Genomic DNA, 23,704 nt, shown 5'->3' with positions numbered 1-23,704 from the left:
CGGGCCGAATAGGGCGAGTCGAATAAGACCCAGGGGACGGGCTATACGAGCCATAAGACGAGGGGATCCCGCCGGGCATTCGGCGACTGCGAAGCTAACACTGGCGTGAAACGGCGGGCAAGCGCACCGGAGATCACCGGGGCGGTGCCGGCGGTGCGGGTGGGGAGCGCGGCCGGGCGGTCGGCGGCGGGGGCGGGGTGGCACGACAGCGGGCGACCCGCGAGGTCTTCCCGCAGGTCGGTGGCGTTTTGCCGGCGGTCCATCACGAGAGGCGTGTCCCGCCGGCGGGACACCGGGGTACCCGGTGAATCCGGGGGAAGTGGGCGGGAAGTGCGCGGGGCATAGCCGGTCGGGCATAGACCGGTGGGCATGGACGTTTGATCTCCTTGACCCTCCGAGAAGGGCCGGGATACGTTGCCGAAGGCTTTGACGCGGTCCGGTGTTCCGAAATCCGAATACGCTCGGCGACCTCTCGTTCGGCTGCCCGAAGGTCGCCCCTCCCTCGCCACCCCGGAGAAGTCCCTCTTCCTTCTCCGCTCTTTTCCGGGCGTTTCCCGGACGGTGGCGATCCGTTCATTCTTGCCTCTCTCCGGGCCCTGCGCACGGAGAACTCCCCGGAGGTGGAATACGTGTCCGTCAGTGTCGGCACCGAGCTGCCCGTCACCGCCGCGCAACGCGAGATCTGGATGGCCGAGCAGCGGTTGCCGGCGCGGAACCGGGTATTCCGGGTGGGTGAGTACCTGGAGATCCACGGGCGGCTGGACCCGGTGCTCTGCGAGCGGGCGCTGCGGTTGGTGGTGGCCGAGGCGGAGGCCCTGCATGTGCGGTTCGCCGAGCGCGGCGGCGAGGTGCGGCAGACCGTCCGGGAGCCCGGCGACTGGCCGCTGCCGGTGGTGGACCTCTCCGGGCACCCCGACCCCGAACGGGCGGCCCGGGAGTGGCTGGACGGAGCGGTCACCCGGCCGATGGACCCGGCCGGGGACCGGCTCTTCGCCTATGCGCTGCTCCGGTTGGCCGCCGACCGCTGGTACTGGTACCAGGGCTACCACCACGCGGTGATGGACGCCTTCGGGTCACTGCTGGTCAACCGCCGGGTGGCCGAGGTGTACGGCGCCCTGGTGGCCGGCCGGCCGGTGGGCCCGAGCCCGTTCGGGCCGCTCTCCGCCCTGGTGGAGGCCGACCGGGCCTACCGTGCGTCCGACCGGCTGGACGCGGATCGGGCGTACTGGCTGGCGCGGCTCGCCGACCGGCCCGAGCCCGTGGGGATCGTCGGCCACCCCGCGACCGTCCCGGACCACTACCTCCGGCGGACCGGCCGACTGAGCGCCGAGGACCTGGCGGAGCTGCGCGCGCTGGCCGCCCGCTGCCGGGCCCCCTGGTCGCATCTGGTCATCGCGGCCACCGCGCTCCGGCTGCACCGGACCACCGGCAACCCGACGGTGGTGCTGGGCCTGCCGGTGACGGCCCGGCTGGACCAGGTCCAGCGCCGGACCCCCGGCACGGCGTCCAATGTGCTGCCGCTGCGGCTCACCCTCCGGCCGGCGCTGACGCTCGGTGAGCTGACCGCCCAGGTGGGCCGGGCGGTGCTCGAACTCGGCCGCCACCAGCGCTACCGGGCCGAGGACCTCCAGCGGGAGCTGGGGCTGCCCGGTGGGATCGGCGGCGGGTACGCCCCGGTGGTCAATGTGATGTCCTTTGACCACGCCCTCTCCTTCGGCGGCCTGCCCACCACCGCGCACCCCCTCTCCTCGGGCCTGGTCGGCGATCTGGCGCTCGCGGTGTGGGACCGGCGGGACGGCGCCGGACCGGTGGTCGACCTCAACGCCCACCCCGAGCTCTGCTCCGAGCGTGAACTGGGCTTCCACCATGCGGGGTTGCTGACCGCGCTGCGGGCCGTGGCGAGGAGTGCGCCCAGCGAGCCGATCGGCCGGATCGACCTGGTCACCGGCGCCGAGCGGGCCGCGCTGCTCGCCGTACCGGACGGTGCCGAGCCGGGCTCGGAGGCGACCCTGACGGAGTTGTTCGAGGCCCGGGTCGCGGCGACCCCGGACGCGGTGGCCGTGGTCGGCGGCGGGACCTCACGCACATGCCAGGAGCTGACGCACCAGGAGCTGACCTACCGGGAGCTGAACGCCCGCGCCGACCGGCTCGCCCGGCGGCTGGCCGCACTCGGCGCGGGACCCGAGCGGATCGTGGCGCTCGCCCTGCCCCGCTCGGTGGAGCTGGTGGTGGCCGTGGTGGCGGTCCTCAAGGCGGGCGCCGCCTATCTGCCGCTCGACCCGGCCTATCCGGCCGCCCGGCTGGCCCATATGGTCACCGACGCCCGGCCGGCGCTGCTGGTCACCACCGGCGAAGCCGCCACCCGGCTGCCGCCCACCCCCGACCTGCCCGTCCTGCTGCTGGACGCCCCCGACATCGACACCGACACCGACCCGGGCGACACACCCCTGGCCACTCCGCTCAGCCCGGACCACCCGGCGTATGTCATCTACACCTCCGGCTCCACCGGGCTGCCGAAGGGCGTGGTCAACACCCACCGCAATGTGGTGCGGCTCTTCGAGGCGACCCGCAAGCAGTTCGGCTTCGGCGCGGACGACGTCTGGACGCTGTTCCACTCCTATGCCTTCGACTTCTCGGTCTGGGAGCTGTGGGGTGCCCTGCTGCACGGCGGGCGGCTGGTGGTGGTCGACCATGAGACCAGCCGGACACCCGGCGCCTTCCTCAAGCTGCTGGCCGACCAGCGGGTCACCGTCCTCAACCAGACGCCGTCCGCCTTCCACCAGCTGGCCCAGGCCGAGGCGGAGGCGCCGGACCCGGCGCGGCGGCTCGCGCTGCGCACCGTGGTCTTCGGTGGCGAGGCGCTGCGGCCCGCCCTGCTCGCCGACTGGTACCGCCGCCATCTCGACGATGCCCCGGCGCTGGTGAACATGTACGGCATCACCGAGACCACGGTCCATGTCACCCACCACCCGCTCACCCAGGAGCGGGCGGAGTCCGGGACGGCGAGCGTGATCGGCACCGGGCTGCCGGACCTGCGCACCCATGTGCTGGACTCCGCCCTGCGGTTGCTTCCACCGGGCGCGGTGGGCGAGCTCTATGTCGCGGGGCCCGGGCTGGCGCGCGGCTATCTGGGACGCCCCGGGCTGACCTCCGAGCGGTTCGTGGCCGACCCGTACGCGGTTGAGCCGGGGGCCCGGATGTACCGCACCGGGGACCTGGTGCGGTGGAACGAGGACGGCGAGCTGGAGTATCTGGGCCGCGCCGACCAGCAGGTGAAGGTGCGCGGCTTCCGGATCGAGCCGGGCGAGGTCGAGGCCGCGCTGACCGCCCACCCGGAGGTGGCCGAGGCGGCGGCGATGGTGGTGGCCCGGGGCGAGGGGCCCGGTGACGTACGGCTCGTGGCCTACGCGGTGCCGAGGGCCGGGGAGTTGCGGGCGGGAGAGCTACGCGCGTTCCTCCGGGAGCGGCTGCCCGAGCATATGGTGCCGGCCGCCGTGGTGCTGCTGGAGCGGCTGCCGCTGACGGCCAACGGCAAGGTGGACCGGGGCGCGCTTCCGGAGCCCGATTTCGCGGCCGCGGCGGGCGGCGGCCGGACGGCGCACGGTGAGCGGGAGCGGCGGATGTGCGCGCTGTTCGCCGAGGTGCTGGGGCTGGAGCGGGTGGGGGTGGAGGACGGCTTCTTCGACCTGGGCGGCCACTCGCTGCTGGCCACCCGGCTGATCGCCCGGATCCGGGCCGCCTTCGGGGTGGAGCTGGAGCTGCGGACGCTCTTCGACGGTCCCACCCCGGCGGCGGTGGCGGCCCGGTTGGACGGCGCGGCCTCCGGGCGGCCCGCGCTGACCGTACGGCCGCGGCCCGCGGTGCTCCCGCTCTCCTCGGCGCAGCGGCGGTTGTGGTTCCTGCACCGGATGGAGGGGCCGAGCGCCACCTACAACATCCCGCTGGTGGTCCGGCTGGGCGGTGCGCTGGACCGGGAGGCGCTGCGGGGCGCGCTGGCGGATGTGGTGGCGCGGCACGAGAGCCTGCGGACGGTGTACCCGGAGGACGGCGGTACGCCGTACCAGCGGGTGCTACCGCCCGAGGAGGCCGTACCGCGTCTGGTGGTCACCCCGAGCACGGCGGCCGAGCTGCCGGCCGCGCTGGAGGCGGGCGCCCGGTACCCCTTCGACCTGGCCGACCGACCGCCCCTGCGGGCCGAGCTGTTCGCCCTGTCCGAGACGGAACACGCCCTGTTGGTGGTGGTGCACCACATCGCGGCGGACGGCTGGTCGATGGGCCCGCTCTCCGCGGAGCTGACGGAGGCGTACACCGCCCGTACGGAGGGCCGGGCGCCGCGGTGGGACCCGCTGCCGGTGCAGTACGCCGACTACACCCTCTGGCAGCACGAGCTGCTGGGCGCCGACCAGAGCGACCCGGAGACGCCCTACGGCGGGCAGATCACCTACTGGCGGGGGCGGTTGGCCGGGCTGCCCGATCAGCTGCCCCTCCCCACCGACCGGCCGCGCCCGGCGGTCTCCACCTACCGGGGCGACTACCTCACCGTCGAGATCGCCCCCGAACTCCACCGACGGCTGGACGCCTTGGCCCGCGCCCATGGCGCCAGCCTCTTCATGGTGCTGCAAGCCGGACTGGCCGCCCTCCACACCCGGCTGGGCGCGGGCACCGACATCCCGCTGGGCAGCCCCATCGCCGGACGGACCGACCAGCATCTCGACCAGCTCATCGGCTTCTTCGTCAACACGCTCGTCCTGCGCACCGACACCGCCGGGGATCCGTCCTTCGGCGAACTCCTGAGCCGGGTAAGGGAATCGTCCCTCGCCGCCTACGCTCACCAGGATGTCCCCTTCGAGCACCTGGTGGATGTGCTCAACCCCGTCCGCACCCTCGCCCACCACCCTCTCTTCCAGACCATGCTGGCCCTCCAGAACGCCCCGGAGAGCACCTTCGACCTGCCGGGGGTGCGGGCCACCGTCGAGCTGGGCCGGACGGGTACGGCCAAGTTCGACCTGTTCTTCAGCCTCAGCGAGCGGCGCGGCGCGGACGGTGGGCTCCAGGGTCTGACGGGCCAGGTCGAGTACGCGAGCGACCTCTACGACGGTCCCACCGTTCGTACGCTCTTCGAGCGCTGGGTACGGCTGCTGGAGGCCGCGACCGCCGACCCGGGCCGCCCGCTCAGCCGGATCGACGTCCTCTCGGCCGAGGAGCGGCGCTCGCTGCTGGTCGAGTCGAACGACACGGAACTGGCTCTGCCGGACACGTCCTTGGGGCAGCTCTTCGCCCGGCAGGCCGCCCGGACGCCCGAGGCGGTGGCCGTACTCGACGGGGGCACCGGCTGGACCTACGCCGAGCTGGACGCCCGCGCCGACCGGATCGCCCGGGGGCTGGCGGACCGGCGCGTCCGCCCGGGTGACGCGGTGGCCGTGCTGCTGCGGCGGTCGGCCGAGGCGGTCGCCACCGTACTGGCGCTGGCGAAGGCCGGGGCGGTGTACGTACCGCTGGACGAGCGCTACCCGGCCGAGCGCATGCACCATGTGCTCGCGGAGACGGGCGCCCGACTGGTGGTCACCGACGGGGCCGATCCCGGGACCGTGGAGGCGGTACGGGTGGCTGACCTGGACGCGGGCGACTCCGCCGCACCGCCGGTCTCCGTCCCACCCGAGGCGCCGGCCTATGTGATGTACACCTCCGGCTCGACCGGCACCCCCAAGGGCGTGCTGGTCAGCCACCGCAATATCACCGCCCTCGCCCTCGACCCCCGCTTCGACCCCCACGCCCACAACCGCGTACTCCTCCACTCCCCCGCCGCCTTCGACGCCGCCACCTACGAACTCTGGGTACCCCTCCTCAACGGCGGAACCGTCGTCATCGCACCCCCAGGCGACCTCGATGTGGCGGTCCTTCAGCGGGTGATCGCCGAACAGCGGGTGACCGCGCTCTGGCTGACCAGCTCCCTCTTCAATGTCATCGCCGAACACGCCCCCGAGGCGCTGACGGCCGTCCGGCAGGTGTGGACCGGCGGCGAGGCCGTCTCCGCCACCGCCGTCACCCGCGTCCACGCCACCTGCCCGGACACCCTCCTGGTCGACGGCTACGGACCCACCGAGACCACCACCTTTGCCGCCCACCACCCCATCCCCCGCCCCTACACCGGACCCCCGACCGTCCCCATCGGCCGCCCCATGGCCACCATGCGCACCTACGTCCTCGACGACCACCTCCAACCCGTACCCCCCGGGGTGACGGGTGAGTTGTACCTCGGCGGCCAGGGGCTCGCCCACGGCTATCTGCGGCAGTCCGCGCGCACCGCCGAGCGGTTCACCGCCGACCCCCACGCCACCACCCCCGGCGCCCGGATGTACCGCACCGGCGACCTGGTCCGGTGGAACCCCGACGGCGACCTGGAATACCAGGGCCGCGCCGACCAACAGGTCAAGATCCGCGGCTTCCGCATCGAGCCCGGCGAGATCGAGAACGTGCTGACCGGCCATCCCGGCGTCGCCCAGGCGGCCGTCACCGTTCACCAGGACCCGGCGACCAGGGCAGCCGGCCGCCTGGTGGCCTATGTGGTCGGCGAGGTCTCCAGCGGCGAGCTGGGGGCCTGGGTGCGCGGGCGGTTGCCGGAGTACATGGTGCCGTCGGTGTTCCTGGCGCTGGAGCGGTTGCCGCTGACGGCCAACGGGAAGCTGGACCGGTCGGCGCTGCCCCAGCCCGCTACCAAGGCGGATGAGCCGGGCGGCCGGGCGCCGCGTTCGGAGCGCGAGCGGCTGCTCGCCGAGCTGCTGGCACAGGCGCTGGGCCTGGAACGGGCCGGTGTGGAGGATGACTTCTTCGCGCTGGGCGGGGACAGTATCGGCTCGATCCGGCTGGTGAGCCTGGCTCGTGCGGCGGGGCTCGGCTTCACCGTACGGGAGGTGTTCGAGCAGCGGACGGCGGCCGGACTGGCGGCGGTGGCCGAGGAGTTGGCGGACTCCGGGTCGGTGCGGCAGGAGGGCGGCTCGGGGATCGGCCGGGTGGAGCCCACGCCGATCATGCGCTGGTATCAGGCCCGTGGCGGCGATCTCGACCGCTTCCACCAGGGGATGCTGCTGCGGGTGCCGGCCGGGCTGGGACGGGAACGGCTCACCTCCTCCGTCCAGGCGCTGCTGGACCACCATGACGCCCTTCGGCTGGCCCGCACCCAGGAGCAGGGCGCGCTGGAGGTGCTGCCGGTGGGTGCCGTCGCGGCGGCCGGGCTGGTGCGCCGGGTGGAGGCGGACGGCGCCGGGGTGGACGAGGCGCTGCTGCGGGCCGAAGTGGCAGCGGCGACCGGGCGGTTGTCGGCCGCGCGGGGCGCGCTGCTCCAGGCGGTGTGGTTCGACGCCGGGGCGGACCGCCCGGGCCGGCTGCTGCTTCTGGTCAACCATCTGGTGGTGGACGGGGTGTCCTGGCGGATCCTGCTGCCGGACCTGGTGGCCGCCTGGCAGGCGGTGGCGGAGGACCGGCCGCCCCGGCTGGAGCCGGTGGGCACCTCGCTGCGGCGCTGGTCGGAGCTGCTGGCGGCGGAGGCCCGACGCCCGGCCCGGGTGGCGGAGGCCGCGCTGTGGAACGGGGTGCTGGGCGCGGAGGATCCGCCGCTGACCGCCGACCGGCTCGACCCGGGGCGGGACACCGTCGGCGGGTCCCGCTCGCTCACCGTATCGCTGCCGCCGGAGGTGACCGAGCCGCTGCTGACCTCGGTACCGGCCGCCTTCCACGCCGGGGTGGACGATGTGCTGCTGACCGCGCTGGCGCTGGCGGTCGCCCGGTGGCGCCGGGGCCACGGCCGGGGCCCGCACACCGCGCTGCTGGTCGATGTGGAGGGGCACGGCCGGGAGGAGATCGCCGAGGGGGTGGAACTGACCCGCACGGTAGGCTGGTTCACCTCGCTCTACCCCGTACGGATCGATCCGGGGCCGCTGGCCTGGGACGAGGTGACCGACGGCGGCCGGGAGTTGGGGCAGGCCCTGAAGCGGGTCAAGGAGCAGGTGCGCGCGCTGCCGGACCGGGGCATCGGATTCGGGCTGCTGCGCCATCTCCACCCGGAGCGCCCGGTGGACGGCGGGGCGGTGCCGCAGCTGGGCTTCAACTATCTGGGCCGCTTCCCGGCCGCCGGGACACCCGTGGCGCCCGGCTCCGAGGCGTCCGGGTGGACGGTGGCGCCGGAGGCCGGGCTGCTGAGCGGGGCCGATCCGGCGACGACCCTGGCGCACGGCCTGGAGGTGAACTCCATGGTCCGCGACACCCCGGGCGGGCCGTCGCTGGAGGCCGTCTGGAGCTGGGCGCCCCGGCTGTGGGGTGAGGAGCCGGTACGGGCGCTGGCCGAGCAGTGGTTCCAGGCGGTCCGCGGCCTGGTCCGGCACGGTGAGCGGTCCGGCACCGGCGGCCACACCCCGTCCGACTTCCCCCTGACCGAACTGAGCCAGCACGACATCGAGCAGCTTGAAGCCGCCTGGAGGATCAAGTGACGACCGCGTCCGGTCTGGAAGACATCCTGCCGCTCTCCCCGATGCAGGAGGGCCTGCTGTTCCACTCCCGCTATGAGCAGGACGGCGCGGACGTCTACGCGGTGCAGCATGTGTTCGAGGTGCGGGGCGCCCTGGACGGGGCGCGGCTACGGGCGGCGGTGGAGGCGCTGGTGCGCCGCCACCCGAATCTGCGGGCCGCGTTCCGGCAGGTGGACTCCGGGCAGACCGTGCAGCTGGTGGCCCGTGAGGTGGAGCTGCCCTGGGAGGAGTACGACCTGTCCGCGCTGCCGGGCGGCGCGGCGGAGGCCGAGGCGGAGCGGATCGCCACCAAGGAGCACGGCCGCCGGTTCGACCTGGCCGAGCCGCCGCTGCTGCGGTTCTCGCTGCTGCGGCTGGCCGGGGAGCACCACCGGCTGGTGCTGACCACCCACCATGTGCTGCTGGACGGCTGGTCCACGCCGATCCTGGTACGGGAGCTTCAGACGCTGTACGCCAGTGGCGGCGACCCGTCGGCGCTGCCCCGCCCCACCCCGTACCGCGGCTATCTGCGCTGGCTGGCCGAGCAGGACCGGCCGGGCGCGGAGGCGGCCTGGCGGGAGGCGCTGTCCGGGCTGGAGCAGCCCACCCTGCTGGCCCCGGTGGACCCGGCGCGCCCCGGGCTGATGCCGGAGCGGATCACCCGGGAGCTGGACGAGGACCGCACGGCGGCGCTCACCACCTGGGCGCGGCGGGAGGGGGTCACCCTCAACACGGTGCTCCAGGCGGCCTGGGGGCTGGTGCTCAGTCGACGTACCGGGCAGGACGATGTGGTGTTCGGGGCGGTGGTGTCGGGGCGTGACCCGCGGCTGCCGGGGGTCGAGTCGATGGTGGGGCTGCTGATCGGCATGGTGCCGGTACGGGTCAGGCTGGACCCGGCCACGCCGCTGCGGGAGGCGGTGGCCCGGCTCCAGCGGGAGCAGTCGGCGCTGACCGGCCACCAGCACCTCGGGCTGGCCCGTATCCAGCAACTGGCCGGGCAGGGGGATCTGTTCGACACCTCGCTGGTGTTCGAGAACTACCCATGGGACGGCTCGGCGGCGGAGCCGGGCGCCGGTCCGCGGATCACTCCGGAGCTGGCCAGGGGCCGGGACGCCACCCACTATCCGCTCACCCTGATCGCCGCTCCGGGGCGCCGGCTGTATCTGCGGCTGGACTACCGGGGCGACCTGTTCGACCGGGCAGAGGCGCAGGGGTTGGTGGACCGGCTGGTGCGGGCCCTGGACACGGTGGTCGGCGATGCGGAGCAGCCGGTCGGCCGGATCGATCTGCTCGGTGAGGAGGAGCGGCGGGCGCTCCCGGCCGCGGGTGAGGTGACCGCGCTGCCGCCCGGCTCCTCCCTGCCCGGTCTGTTCGAGGCGCGGGCGGCCGGGGCACCGGAGGCGCCGGCCGTGGTGTGCGGCGGGGTGACGGTGGCGTACGGGGAGCTGAACGCCCGGGCCAACCGGCTGGTGCGGCTGCTGGCGGCGCGCGGGATCGGCCCCGAGGACGTGGTGGCGCTGGCCCTGCCCCGGTCGGTGGAGCTGGTGGTGGCCCTGCTGGCGGTGCTCAAGTCGGGCGCGGCCTATCTGCCGCTGGACCCGGCCTATCCGGCGGCCCGGCTGGCCCGGATGGCGGGTGACGCCCGGCCCGCGCTGCTGCTGACCCGTACGGCGGACGTGGTGGAGGCGCCGCCCGGGGTGCCGGTACTGCTCCTTGACGGTGCGGAGACCGCCGCCGAGCTGGCCGCCCGGCCCGTAGACGACCTCACCGACGCGGACCGCACCGCGCCGCTGGACCCGCGCCACCCGGCGTATGTCATCTACACCTCCGGTTCGACCGGCCTGCCCAAGGGCGTGGTGATGCCCGCCGGGGCGCTGCTCAATCTGCTGCGCTGGCATCAGGCGTCGGTGGGGGGTGAACGGGGCGAGCGGGTGGCGCAGTTCACCGCGGTCGGCTTCGATGTCTCGGCGCAGGAGGTGCTGTCGGCGCTGACCTCGGGCAAGACCCTGGTGGTGCCGGAGGAGGAGGTACGGCGGGACGCGGCGCGACTGGCCAATTGGCTGGGTGAGGAGCGGGTGGCGGAGCTGTTCGCGCCCAATCTGGTGCTGGAGGCGCTGGCCGAGGCGGCCGGTGAGCAGGGTGTGGCGCTGCCGGAGCTGCGTACGGTCGCACAGGCGGGCGAGGCGCTGACCCTGGGCGGCCCGGTCCGGGCCTTCGCCCGCTCGGCCCCGGGGCGGAGGCTGCACAACCACTACGGCCCGACGGAAACCCATGTGGTGACCGCGCACACCCTCGGCGGCGACCCGGACGGCTGGCGGCTGCCCGCGCCGATCGGGCGGCCCATCGCGGGTGTCCGCGCCTATGTGCTGGGCAGCGGGCTGCGGTTGGCCGCCCCCGGCGTGGTGGGCGAGCTGTATATCGCGGGCGCCGGGCTGGCTCGCGGCTATCTGGGGCGGCCGGGGCTGACCGCCGAGCGGTTCATCGCCGACCCGTACGCGGTGGAGCCGGGCGGCCGGATGTACCGCACCGGGGATCTGGTGCGGTGGAACGCGGACGGCGAGCTGGAGTATGTGGGCCGCGCCGACCAGCAGGTCAAGATCCGAGGTTTCCGGATCGAGCCCGGCGAAGTGGAGAAGGTCCTCACCGACCACCCCGGGGTCGCCGGAGCGGCGGTACTGCCCCGGACGGACCAGCCCGGCCGGACCCGGCTGGTGGCGTACGCGGTGGCCAGGGACTCCGGACTGCGGGCCGAGGAGCTGACCGCGTACGCCCGGGGGCAGTTGCCCGAGCATATGGTCCCGGCCGCCGTGGTGCTGCTGGAGCGGCTGCCGCTGACCGCCAACGGCAAGCTGGACCGGGCCGCGCTGCCCGCACCCGAGTTGACCTCGCCCGGCTTCGGCCGGGAGGCCCGTACCCCGCAGGAGCAGATCGTCTCCGATCTCTTCGCCCAGGTGCTGGCGCTGCCCCGGGTCGGGGTGGAGGACGACTTCTTCGAGCTGGGCGGACACTCGCTGCTGGCCACCCGGCTGATCGCCCGGATTCGCGCCGCGCTGGGTGTGGAGGTCGGGCTGCGGACGCTGTTCGAGGCGAGGACGGCCGCCGCGGTGGCGGCCCGGCTGGACACCGCGGGCCCGGCCCGGCCCGCGCTGACCCGGCAGCGGCTGCCGGAGCGGGTGCCGCTCTCCTTCGCCCAGCGCCGGCTGTGGTTCCTGCACCGGATGGAGGGCCCCAGCGCCACCTACAACATCCCGCTCGCCCTGCGGTTGACCGGCACGCTGGACCGGGAGGCGCTGCGGGGCGCGCTGGCCGATGTGACGGACCGGCACGAGAGCCTGCGGACGGTGTTCCCGGAGGTGGAGGACACCCCGTATCAGCGGGTGCTGGGGCAGGTAGGGCTGGTGCTTCCGGCCCGGGAGACCGGGGAGGAGCAGCTGGAGGAGGTGCTGAGGGCGGCGGCCCGCTACCCCTTCGACCTGGCGACCGAGCCCCCGCTGCGGGCCGAGCTGTTCCGGCTGGCGCCGGACCGGCATGTGCTGCTGCTCGTACTGCACCACATCGCGGGAGACGGCTGGTCGCTGGGCCCACTCGCCGCCGACCTGGCCACCGCCTACACCGCCCGCGCCGAGGGCCGGTCGCCCGAGTGGGCTCCGCTGCCGGTGCAGTACGCGGACTACACCCTCTGGCAGAACGAACTCCTGGGCGACCAGGACGACCCCGACAGCCTCTTCACCACCCAGGTCGACTACTGGTCCCGGCAACTGGCCGGACTGCCGGACCAGTTGATCCTGCCCGCCGACCGACCGCGTCCGGCGGTGACCAGCTACCGCGGTGACTACCTCACCGTGGACATCGACCGCGATCTCCACCAGCGGCTCGCCGATCTGGCCCGTGCCCATGGTGCCAGCCTCTTCATGGTGCTCCAGGCCGGGCTGGCCGCCCTCTACACCCGGCTCGGCGCGGGCACCGACATCCCCCTCGGCAGCCCGATCGCCGGACGCACCGACCACCATCTCGACCACCTGATCGGCTTCTTCGTCAACACCCTCGTCCTCCGCACCGACACCACCGGGGATCCGTCCTTCGGTGAACTCCTGGGCCGGGTAAGGGAAACGAGCCTCGCCGCCTACGCCCATCAGGATGTCCCCTTCGAGCATCTGGTGGATGTGCTCAACCCCACCCGCACCCTCGCCCACCACCCGCTCTTCCAGACCATGCTGGCCCTGCAGAACGCCCCCGAGGGCGTCTTCCGGCTGCCCGGTCTGCGGGTGGACATCGAACCCGGCCGCACCGGCACCGCCAAGTTCGACCTGTTCTTCAGCCTGGTCGAGCAGCGCGGGACAACGGGCCGGGCCGAGGGCATCACCGGCGCCGTCGAGTACTCCAGCGACCTCTACGACCCGGGCACCGTCCGTACCCTTTTCGATCGCTGGGTACGGCTGCTGGACGCGGCCACCGCCCACCCCGACCAGCCGCTCAGCCGGATCAGCCTGCTGACCCCGGCCGAGTACGGGCAGGTGCTCGGCGACTGGCAGCGGACCGAGACCGCACTCGGGGCCGGGCTGCTGCCGGACCGGTTCGCGGCGCGGGCGGCCGCGGCCCCGGAGGCGGTAGCACTGATCGCCGGTGAGCGGGAGTGGTCGTACGCGGAGCTGAACGGCCGCGCCAACCGGCTGGCGCACGCCCTGCTGCGGCGGGGCGCCGGACCGGGCCAGGTGATCGCCCTGGCCCTGCCCCGCTCGGCCGAACTGGTGGTCGCCCTGCTGGCGGTGCTGAAGACCGGGGCCGCCTATCTGCCGCTGGACCCGGACCATCCGGCCGGGCGGCTGGCGTATGTCCTGGCGGACGCCCGCCCCGCGCTGCTGCTCACCACCACCGGCACCGACTCGCGGATCCCGGACCGGGGCGGCGTACCGCCCCGGCTGGTGCTGGATACCCCGGAGGCGGAGGCGCTGCTCGACCAGGGCCCCGACACCGACCCGTCCGAGGCCGACCGGGCCGCGCCGCTGCGGGCCGAGGACGCCGCCTATGTCATCTACACCTCCGGGTCCACCGGCCGCCCCAAGGGGGTGGTGGTGCCGCACGGGGCGCTGGTCAACTTCCTGGTGGGCATGGGCCGTCTGGTGCCGCTGCGGCCGGACGAGCGGCTGCTCGCGGTGACCACCGTCGCCTTTGACATCGCCGCGCTGGAGCTCTACCACCCGCTGCTGTCCGGGGCCGCCGTGGTGCTCGCCCCCAAGGAGGCGGTGCCGCAGCCCTCGGCCGTGCTCGATCTGATCGCCCGGCACGGTGTCACCGCCGTGCAGGGCACCCCCTCGCTCTGGCAGCTGCTGGTCGGGCATGAGCCGGAGGCGCTGCGGGGCCTGCGGATCCTGGTCGGCGGTGAGGCCTGCCCGCCGGTGCTCGCCGAGTCGCTGCGCGCGCTCACCAACGACCTGACCAATCTCTACGGGCCGACGGAGACGACCATCTGGTCCACCGCCGCCCGGCTCTCCGAGGGCGGGGCCGGGGCTCCGCCGATCGGGCGGCCGATCGCCAACACCCGGGTGTACGTCCTGGACGAGGGGCTCGCGCCGGTGGCGCCCGGGGTGGTGGGCGAGCTGTATATCGCGGGCGCCGGGCTGGCGCGCGGCTATCTGGGGCGGCCGGGGCTGACCGCCGAGCGGTTCACGGCCGACCCGTTCGGGACGGAGCCCGGCGCCCGGATGTACCGGACCGGGGACCTGGTGCGGTGGAAGGCCGACGGTGAGCTGGAGTATCTCGGCCGGGTGGACCACCAGGTGAAGGTGCGGGGCTTCCGGATCGAGCCCGGCGAGATCGAGAGCGTCCTCACCGACCACCCGGGCATCGCCCAGGCCGCCGTCACCGTCCGCGAGGACCAGCCCGGTGACGCCCGGCTGGTCGCCTATGTGGTGGCCGACACCTCGGCGGGGGCCCAGGAGGAGCAGGGGGCAGAGCAGGAGCAGCTGAGCGAGTGGCTCGACCTGTACGACTCGGTCTACACCTCGGCGCCGGCCACCGGCTTCGGTGAGAACTTCGCCAGCTGGAACAGCAGTTACGACGGACAGCCGATCCCGCTGACCGAGATGCGGGAGTGGCGGGACCGGACGGTCGGGCGGATCCGGGAGCTGGACCCGCGCCGGGTGTTGGAGATCGGTGTCGGCACCGGACTGCTTCTCGCCGGACTGGCGCCGCACTGCGAGGAGTACACCGGCACCGACTTCTCCCCCACCGTCATCGCCGAGCTCGGACGCCATGTGGCCGCCGACCCCCAACTCGCCGCCCGAGTCACCCTGCACACCCGGCCCGCGCATGACTTCGACGCCCTGCCGGCCGGCCACTACGACACCGTGGTGATCAACTCGGTGGCGCAGTACTTCCCCAGCGCCGGCTATCTGGAGCAGGTCCTCCACAACGCCCTGCGGGTGCTGGCGCCGGGTGGATCGGTCTTCGTCGGCGATCTACGGAATCCCCGGCTGCTGCGCACCTTCACCAGCGCCGTCCAGACCGCCCGCGCCACCGACCCCGACGACACCCCCGCCATCCGCCGAGCCGTCGAACAGAGCCTGGTCCTGGAGAAGGAACTCCTGGTCGACCCCGAGTACTTCACCGCCCTCACCCACCACCTCCCCGACCTGGCCGGCACCGACATCCGCCTCAAGGACGGCACCGCGCGGAACGAACTCACCCGCTACCGCTACGACGCCGTCCTGCACAAGAGCGGACCCGGCACTCTCCTCCACCCGCTCACCAACGCGCCTGTGGAGGCCTGGACCGGGGATGTGTCCGCCCTGGCCCACCGGCTGCGCACCGAGCGGCCCACCGAGCTGCGGATCACCGGGGTGCCCAACCCCCGTATCGCGGCTGAACTGGCCCTCCAGCAGGCGTTGGAGGCCGATGCCACCACCCCGCCGCCCCCCTCCGAGGCCGGTACCGATCTCGCGGAGTTCGCCGCTCTGGGCGTGGAGCACGGCTACTGGACGGCCGCCACCTGGAACACCCATGAGGCCGGGGCGGTCGATGTGGTCCTGGTCGCCCGGGACCGGCTCGGCGACCGGGTCCCGGTCGGCGTCTACGCACCCCTCGCCACCGGCGGCTCCGCCACGCCGCTCGCCACCTGGACCACCCATCCGGCGGCCCGGCGCGGCACCGGGGCGCTGGTCGCCGCGGTGCGCGAGCACGCCCGCCACCATCTGCCGGAGTACATGCGGCCCTCGGCCGTCGTCCCGCTCGACCGGCTGCCGCTGACCGCCAACGGCAAGCTGGACCGGGCGGCGCTGCCCGCGCCCGAGTTCACCTCCACCGGGCTCGGCCGGGAGCCGCGTACCCCGCAAGAGCAGATCGTCCGCGATCTCTTCGCCCAGGTGCTGGGGCTGCCCCGGGTCGGGGTGGAGGACGACTTCTTCGAGCTGGGCGGACACTCGCTGCTGGCCACCCGGCTGATCGCCCGGATCCGCGCCGCCTTCGGGGTGGAGCTGGAGCTGCGCGCGCTGTTCGAGGGGCCGACACCCGCCGCGGTGGCCGCGCTGCTGGACACCGCGGGGCCCGGGCGGCTGGCGCTCACCGTCCGGGAGCGGCCCGAGGTACTGCCGCTCTCCTTCGCGCAGCGTCGTTTGTGGTTCATCCACCAGATGGAGGGCCCCAGCGCCACGTACAACATCCCGCTCGCCCTGCGGCTGACCGGTGCGCTGGACCGGGATGCGCTACGGGCCGCCCTGGGCGACCTGGTGGCGCGGCACGAGAGCCTGCGGACGGTGTTCCCGGAGGCCGACGGCACCCCCTGGCAGCGGGTGCTGACACCGGAGGCGGCGGCGCCCCGGGTGTCGCTCACCCCGACGGACGAGGCCGGGCTGCCGGAGCTGCTGCGGTCGGCCGCCTGCCACCCCTTCGACCTGGCCGGTGAACCGCCGCTGCGGGCCGAGCTGTTCGAGCTGTCGGCGGAGGAGCATGTGCTGCTCCTGGTGGTGCACCACATCGCGGGGGACGGCTGGTCGCTGGGCCCGCTCGCCGCCGACCTGGCCACCGCCTACACCGCCCGCACCGAGGGCCAGGCACCGGAGTGGGCGCCGCTGCCCGTGCAGTACGCCGATTACACCCTCTGGCAGAACGAACTCCTCGGCGACCACGACGACCCCGACAGCCTCTTCACCACCCAGGTCGACTACTGGACCAGGCAACTTGCCGGTCTGCCCGATCAGTTGATCCTGCCCGCCGACCGACCGCGCCCGGCGGTGACCAGCTACCAAGGCGACTACCTCACCGTCGACATCGACCCCGAGCTTCACCAGCGGCTGGCGGACACCGCCCGTGCGCACGGTGCCAGCCTCTTCATGGTCCTCCAGGCCGGACTGGCCGCCCTCTACACCCGCCTGGGCGCCGGCCATGACATCCCCCTCGGCAGCCCGATCGCCGGACGCACCGACCACCATCTCGACCAGCTCATCGGCTTCTTCGTCAACACGCTCGTACTCCGCACCGACACCAGCGGAGACCCCAGCTTCACCGAACTCCTGGGCCGGGTACGGGAGACCAGCCTCGCCGCGTACGCCCACCAGGACGTCCCCTTCGAGTATCTGGTCGAGCATCTCAACCCCACCCGGACCCTCGCCCACCATCCCCTCTTCCAGACCATGCTGGCGCTCCAGAACGCCCCCGAAGGGGTCTTCCACCTCCCGGGCGTCCGGGTGGACATCGCCCCCGGCCGCACCGGCACCGCCAAGTTCGACCTCTTCTTCAGCCTCGCCGAGCAGCGCGGCCCCGACGGCCGGCCCCAGGGCATCGCCGGTGCCGTCGAGTACTCCAGCGATGTCTATGACCCGCCCTCGGTCCGTGCCCTTTTTGATCGCTGGGTACGGCTGCTGGACGCGGCCACCACCCACCCCGACCGCCCGCTCAGCGGTATCGAGCTGCTGACCGCCGAGGAACACCATCGGGCGCTCGCCGAGCGGAACGCCACCGCGCTCGATCTGCCCGAGGCTTCCCTCGGGGAGCTGTTCGGGCGCCAGGCGGCCAGGACCCCCGAGGCTCCGGCGGTCGTGGACGGCGGCACCGAGTGGACCTACGCCGAGTTGGCGACCCGGGTGGGCGCTCTGGCACACCGGTTGGTGGAGCGGGGCGTGCGTCCCGGTGACGCGGTGGCCGTGCTGCTCCAGCGGTCGGCCGAGTCGGTCGCCGCGGTGCTGGCCCTGGCGACGGCGGGAGCGGTGTATGTACCGCTGGACACCCGCTATCCGGCCGAGCGCATCCGCCATGTACTGGCCGAGACCGGGGCCGGACTGATCGTCACCGACGAGCTGTCACGGGCCGAACTGCCCCCGTGCGAGGCGGAGGTGCTGCTGGTGTCGACCGAGGGGACGGTGGAGTTCTCCGCCGTGGAGGTGGCGGTGGAGGCGCCGGCCTATGTGATGTACACCTCCGGCTCGACCGGCACCCCCAAGGGCGTGCTGGTCAGCCACCGCAACGTCACCGCCCTCGCCCTCGACCCCCGCTTCGACCCCCACGCCCACACCCGCGTACTCCTCCACTCCCCCGCCGCCTTCGACGCCGCCACCTACGAACTCTGGGTACCCCTCCTCAACGGCGGAACCGTCGTCATCGCACCCCCAGGCGACCTCGATGTGCTCGACTACCAGCGGGTGATCGCCGAACAGCGGGTCACCGCCCTCTGGCTGACCAGCTCCCTCTTCAATGTCATCGCCGAACACGCCCCCGAAGCCCTGGCCACCGTCCGGCAGGTCTGGACCGGCGGTGAAGCCGTCTCCGCCACCTCCGTCACCCGCGTCCACGCCACCTGCCCCGACACCCTCCTCGTGGACGGCTACGGACCCACCGAGACCACCACCTTTGCCGCCCACCACCCCATCCCCCGCCCCTACACCGGACCCCCCACCGTCCCCATCGGCCGCCCCATGGCCACCATGCGCACCTACGTCCTCGACGACCACCTCCAACCCGTACCCCCCGGGGTCATCGGTGAGCTCTATCTGGCCGGCCACGGTCTCGCCCACGGCTACCTCAACCAACCGGGGCTGACCGCCGAGCGGTTCACCGCCGACCCCCACGCCACCACCCCCGGCGCCCGGATGTACCGCACCGGAGACCTGGTCCGGTGGAACCCCGACGGCGACCTGGAATACCAGGGCCGCATCGACCAGCAGGTCAAGATCCGCGGCTTCCGCATCGAACCCGGCGAGATCGAGAAGGTCCTCACCGGCCATCCCGGTATCGCCCAGGCGGCCGTCACCGTCCGCGAGGACCAACCGGGGGACGCGCGCCTGGTCGCCTATGTGGTCGCCGACGGCTCGGTTCCGTCGAGCGAGGAGGAGGAGCAGGACCAGATCGCCGAGTGGCAGGACCTCTACGACTCCCTCTACGCCACGCCGGAGGCCGAGTTCGGTGAGGACTTCTCCGGCTGGAACAGCAGCTACGACGGACAGCCGATCCCGCTGTCGGAGATGCGGGAGTGGCGCGAGGCGACCGTGCGGCGGATCCGGGAGCTGTCTCCCCGCCGGGTGCTGGAGATCGGTGTCGGCACCGGGCTGCTCCTCGCCCATCTGGCGCCGCACTGCGAGGAGTACACCGGCACCGACTTCTCCCCCACCGTCATCGCCGCGTTGCAACGGCATGTGACCGCCGACCCCGATCTCGCCGCCCGGGTCACCCTGCGCACCCAGGCGGCCCACGAACACGGCGGGCTGCCGGCCGGCCACTTCGACACGGTCGTGATCAACTCGGTGGTGCAGTACTTCCCCGACGCGGGCTATCTGGCCCAGGTCATCGAGCATGCCTTTGATCTGCTCGCGCCCGGTGGCGCGGTGTTCCTCGGCGATCTGCGCCACCCCCGGCTGCTGCGCACCTTCACCAGCGCCGTCCAGACCGCCCGCGCCACCGATCCCGCCGACACCCCCGCCATCCGCCGCGCCGTCGAACAGAGCCTGGTCCTGGAGAAGGAACTCCTGGTCGACCCCGAGTACTTCACCGCCCTCACCCACCACCTCCCCGACCTGGCCGGCACCGACATCCGCCTCAAGGACGGCACCGCGCAGAACGAACTCACCCGCTACCGCTACGACGCCGTCCTCCACAAGACCGGCCCCGGCACTCTCCTCCACCCGCTCACCGACGCACCCACCCTGGTGTGGGACCGGGACCTCGGGGCCCTGGACCGGCAGCTGGGCAGCGAGCGGCCGGAGGCCCTGCGGGTGGTCCGGGTGCCCAACGCCAGGATTGCAGGGGACCTGGCGGCCCAGCGGGCCCTGGAGTCCGCCGCCGCGCCGTCTACCGCCCACCCGGGCCCGGACTTCGCGGAGTTCACCGCCCTTGGTGCGGAGCACGGCTACCGTACGGCGATCAGCTGGAACGCCCAGGACCCGGCGGCCGTGGATGTGGTCTATGTGCGGCGGGAGCTGCTGGACGGGGCGGCGCCCACCGGGACGTACGCCTCCGGCGGGGCGGGGAGCGCCGGTGCCCCGCCGGCGGCGTGGACCAGCAGCCCGGCCACCGCCCGGGGCACGGCCGCGCTGCTCGGCTCGGTGCGGGACCACGCCCGCAGCCACCTGCCGGAGTACATGCGGCCGTCGGCGGTCGTGCCGCTGGTCCGGCTGCCGCTGACCGCCAACGGCAAGCTCGACCGGGCGGCGCTGCCCGCGCTGGACGGGGAGCGCGCCGATATCGGCCGGGCGCCGGCCACCCCGCAGGAGCAGGTGGTGTGCGAGCTGTTCGCCGAGGTGCTGGGCCGGCCGGTGGTCGGCGTGGACCAGGACTTCTTCGAGCTCGGCGGCCACTCGCTGCTGGCCACCCGGCTGATCGCCCGCCTCCGCGCCGCGTTCGGGGCCGAGCTGGGGCTGCGCAGCCTGTTCGAGGCGCCGACGCCCGGGGGGATCGCCGCCCGGCTGGACATGGACGACCCGGACGGTTCGTACGAGGTGCTGCTGCCGCTGCGGACCGGGGGCAGCCGGCCGCCGCTGTTCTGCGTCCACCCGGGCGGCGGTATCAGCTGGTCGTACAGCGCGCTGATCAAGCACCTCGGGCCGGAGTACCCGCTCTACGGCATCCAGGCCCGCAGCCTGGCCCGGCCGGAGCCGCGGCCGGGCAGTGTGGAGGAGATGGCGGTGGACTACGCCGACCAGATCCAGACGGTGCAGCCGCACGGCCCGTACCACCTGGCGGGCTGGTCCTTCGGCGGGCTCTGCGCGCACGCGCTGGCCGCGGAGTTCCAGCGGCGCGGCGAACCGGTCGGGCTGGTCGCGGTGCTGGATGTGATCCCGGACTGGCAGGGCCTGACCCATGCCGATGTGCCTGCCCCGGACGACCGGGTGATGCTGCTCTACCACGTGGGCCTGGTGGACGACGGCAGCCACCGCCACGAGGACGGGCCGATGACCTTCGCCAAGGCGCGGGACATCCTGCGGCGGCAGGGCAGTGTGCTCGCCAATCTGGACGAGGACCGGCTCGGCACCATCACCGAGATCTCGGCGAACAACACCCATCTGACCGTGGACTACCGGCCCGGGCCGATCGACGGCGACCTGCTGCTGATCGCCTGCGAGGAGCAGCAGGACCCGCCGGTCACCGCCAAGGCCTGGGCGCCGTATGTACGCGGCTCCGTCGAGGCCCATGTGGTGCCCGGGGAGCACGGCACCATGCTCAACCGTCCGGCCACCCTGACCGAACTCGGCCGGATCCTCTCCACCAAGCTCCACGAAGTCCACGAGCAGCGCGTACTCAACGAATCGCAGGAACCGACATCCGAGGACCGGGACCGATGCTGACCGATGTGTTCTCCGTCGACCTGGCCAAGTCCCTCCAGGCCGTCGACGGCTGGCTGAGCGACTACATCCGCCGCCCGCACCCCGAGTTGGGCCGCTCGGGCCCGGTGTGCCCGTTCGTCGCGCCCGCCCAGAAGGCCGAGGCGCTGGAGATCCGGGTGCGGCTGGTGGGCCCGACCCCGAGCCTGACCCTGGTGGAGGAGATCATCCGGTGCGCCCTGGACGAGTTCGGCGAGCTGGCTGGAATGTCGGGCAACCCCAACCTGCGTTCACTGCTGCTGGTACTGCCGGACCTGCCGTACGCCCAGCTCGGGCTGCTGGACGCGGCACATGCCGCGCTGAAGCCGGAGAGTGTGCGGCGCGGGCTGATGATCGGCCAGTTCCACGAGCGGTGCACGGAACGGGCGGCGCACAACCCGGAGTTCGAGGTGAGCTGGGCTCCGGTGCCGATGGTGGCGGTGCGGTCGATGGCCATCCACGATGTGCTGTTCCTGGCGGACCGGCGGGAGTGGTTCGAGGAGTACGCGAGCCGCTTCGGGGTCCGCTACCGGGACTCGGGGCACGGGGTGGACCCGGTGCTGACCCGGGTGTACGAGCGGGCCCGCGCCGCCTACGGGACGGAGGGCACCCCGTGACCCGGGAGGCCGTGTCCACGGAGACCGTGTCGGCGGGGGCTGTATACCGGGGGATGGACCAGGCGACGCTGGATCGGCAGTACTCGCCCAGCTCGCGGGTGCCCAGTCTGGCGGCGTATCTCGCCCTGTACGAGCGGCGCAGCGCGGCCGCCCGGCGGGACCATCCGGTACGGGCCGGGCTGCGGTACGGGCCGCACCCCGCCGAGCTGCTCGACTACTTCCCCGGCCGCCCGGGCCCCGGGCCGGGTCGGCCGCCGCTGCTGGTCTTCGTCCACGGCGGCAACTGGCAGGCGCTGGGCCGGGCCGAGTCGGCGTTCCCGGCGCCGCCGCTGCTGCGGGCGGGGGCGGCGGTCGCGGTGGTCGGGTACGGGCTGGCGCCGGGCACCGGTCTGGACGCGATGGCGGGCATGGTGCGGCGGGCGGTGGGCCGGCTGCTGGACCGGGCGGAGGAGCTGGGGTTCGCCTCGGACCGGCTGTATCTCTGCGGCACCTCGGCCGGGGCGCACTTGGCGGCGATGGCGCTGCTGCCCGGCCCGTACGCCGAGCCCGCCGGCGGCCCGGATGTGTCCGGGCGGATCGCCGGGGCGGTGCTGCTGAGCGGGATGTACGACCTGGAGCCGGTGCGGCTGAGCTATGTCAACGAGGCCCTGCGGCTGGACGAGCCGGCTGCTCTGCGCAACAGCCCGCTGCACCGCCTGCCGGAACGGCTGCCACCGGTGGTGATGGCACGTGGCGGCAACGAGACCGAGGAGTACGTCCGCCAGCACGAGCGGATGGTGGCCGCGCTGCGCGGCCGGACGGAGGTGGCGGAGGTCGTCGCCGAGCGGCACGACCACTTCGACCTCCCCGGTGACCTGGGCGTCCGGGGCACCGAGCTGGGTGACACCGTCCTCGGCCTGCTGGGGCTGGGACCGGAGCGGGGAGGGACGACCGGATGACCGTGGATGGCAGTGCGGGCGAGGCGGGCGGCGGGCAGCCGACCGGAGGGTGCCCGTTCGGGGGCGGCTCCGCGGCGGGGACCACCCCGTACGCCTCCTACGCCCGGATGGACGAGTTGCTGGCGCTCCAGCACCCGCTGAGCACGGCCGACACCGAGCCGGGCTTCATCATCATGAGCCAGGTCAAGGAGTTGCTGTTCAAGCTGCTGCATACGGAACTGACGTCGGCTCGGGACCAGTTGGCCAAGGATCTGGTGGACGAGGCGCTGTGGACGCTGCGCCGCTCGGCCCGGGTGCAGCAGGTGCTGCTGGTCTCCTGGGACACCTTCTCGGTGCTGTCGCCGGTGGAGTTCGCCGAGTTCCGGGATGTGCTGGGCTCGGCCTCCGGGTTCCAGTCGGTGGGCTACCGGCGGCTGGAGTTCCTGCTGGGCAACAAGAACCCGGCGATGGCCGGACCGCATCGGGGCACCGCCGGATACGACTCGGTGGTGGGGCAGTTGGCCGAGCCGAGCCTGTATGACGCGGCGCTGGAGCTGCTGGTGCGGCGCGGTCTGCTGGCGGCGCCCGAGGACAGCCAGAGCGAGGAGGGTGCCGCCGCGCCGTACCGGGTGGGGGCGGAGGTGGAGGAGGCCTGGCTGGCGGTGTACCGGGATCCGGTGCGCCACCGGGATCTGCAGTTGCTCGCCGAGGCGCTGATGGACACCGCCGAGCAGTTCGCCCGCTGGCGCTACACCCATCTGCTGACCGTGCAGCGGGTCCTCGGTGCCAAGCCCGGCACCGGCGGCACCGAGGGGGTGGCCTGGCTGGCCGGGATCAGCGGGCACCGCTTCTTCCCGGAGCTGTGGTCGGCGCGCGCCGCGCTCTGA

At 73.6% G+C, this 23,704-nt stretch carries 5 protein-coding genes; all 5 read left to right on the top strand.

What is annotated here, in order from left to right:
- The first annotated feature begins 629 nt into the window (after positions 1-629).
- From ABZ945_RS17080 to ABZ945_RS17060, 5 genes are read left to right on the top strand one after another with little or no spacing between them, the layout of a single operon-like run.
- Positions 630-8,483: an amino acid adenylation domain-containing protein gene (locus ABZ945_RS17080; protein WP_361269669.1), complete on the top strand. Its 7,854-nt coding sequence runs from the start codon at positions 630-632 to the stop codon at positions 8,481-8,483.
- Entirely contained in the window at positions 8,480-21,268 is a 12,789-nt protein-coding gene (locus ABZ945_RS17075; protein WP_361269667.1) for an amino acid adenylation domain-containing protein, read from the top strand. Before ABZ945_RS17080 ends, ABZ945_RS17075 begins: the two co-directional genes overlap by 4 nt.
- Positions 21,262-21,900, top strand: coding sequence for a DUF6875 domain-containing protein (locus ABZ945_RS17070; RefSeq protein ID WP_361269664.1), 639 nt, complete (start codon positions 21,262-21,264; stop codon positions 21,898-21,900). The genes ABZ945_RS17075 and ABZ945_RS17070 overlap by 7 nt, the downstream gene beginning before the upstream one ends.
- Positions 21,897-22,838 carry an alpha/beta hydrolase gene (locus ABZ945_RS17065; protein WP_361269662.1) on the top strand — a complete coding sequence of 314 codons (942 nt, stop codon included), beginning with the start codon at positions 21,897-21,899 and terminating at the stop codon, positions 22,836-22,838. Before ABZ945_RS17070 ends, ABZ945_RS17065 begins: the two co-directional genes overlap by 4 nt.
- Positions 22,835-23,704: a tryptophan 2,3-dioxygenase family protein gene (locus ABZ945_RS17060; protein ID WP_361269660.1), complete on the top strand. Its 870-nt coding sequence runs from the start codon at positions 22,835-22,837 to the stop codon at positions 23,702-23,704. Before ABZ945_RS17065 ends, ABZ945_RS17060 begins: the two co-directional genes overlap by 4 nt.

The organism is Streptomyces sp. NPDC046887, assembly GCF_040644755.1.
GTDB lineage: Bacteria > Actinomycetota > Actinomycetes > Streptomycetales > Streptomycetaceae > Streptomyces > Streptomyces lichenis.
This window is presented reverse-complemented; position numbering and strand designations above follow the sequence as displayed.

Bases quoted from the DNA above. Each gene is read 5' to 3' on its own strand.
- ABZ945_RS17060 (WP_361269660.1), top strand. From the start codon at position 22,835: ATGACCGTGGATGGCAGTGCGGGCGAGGCGGGCGGCGGGCAGCCGACC.
- ABZ945_RS17070 (WP_361269664.1), top strand. From the start codon at position 21,262: ATGCTGACCGATGTGTTCTCCGTCGACCTGGCCAAGTCCCTCCAGGCC.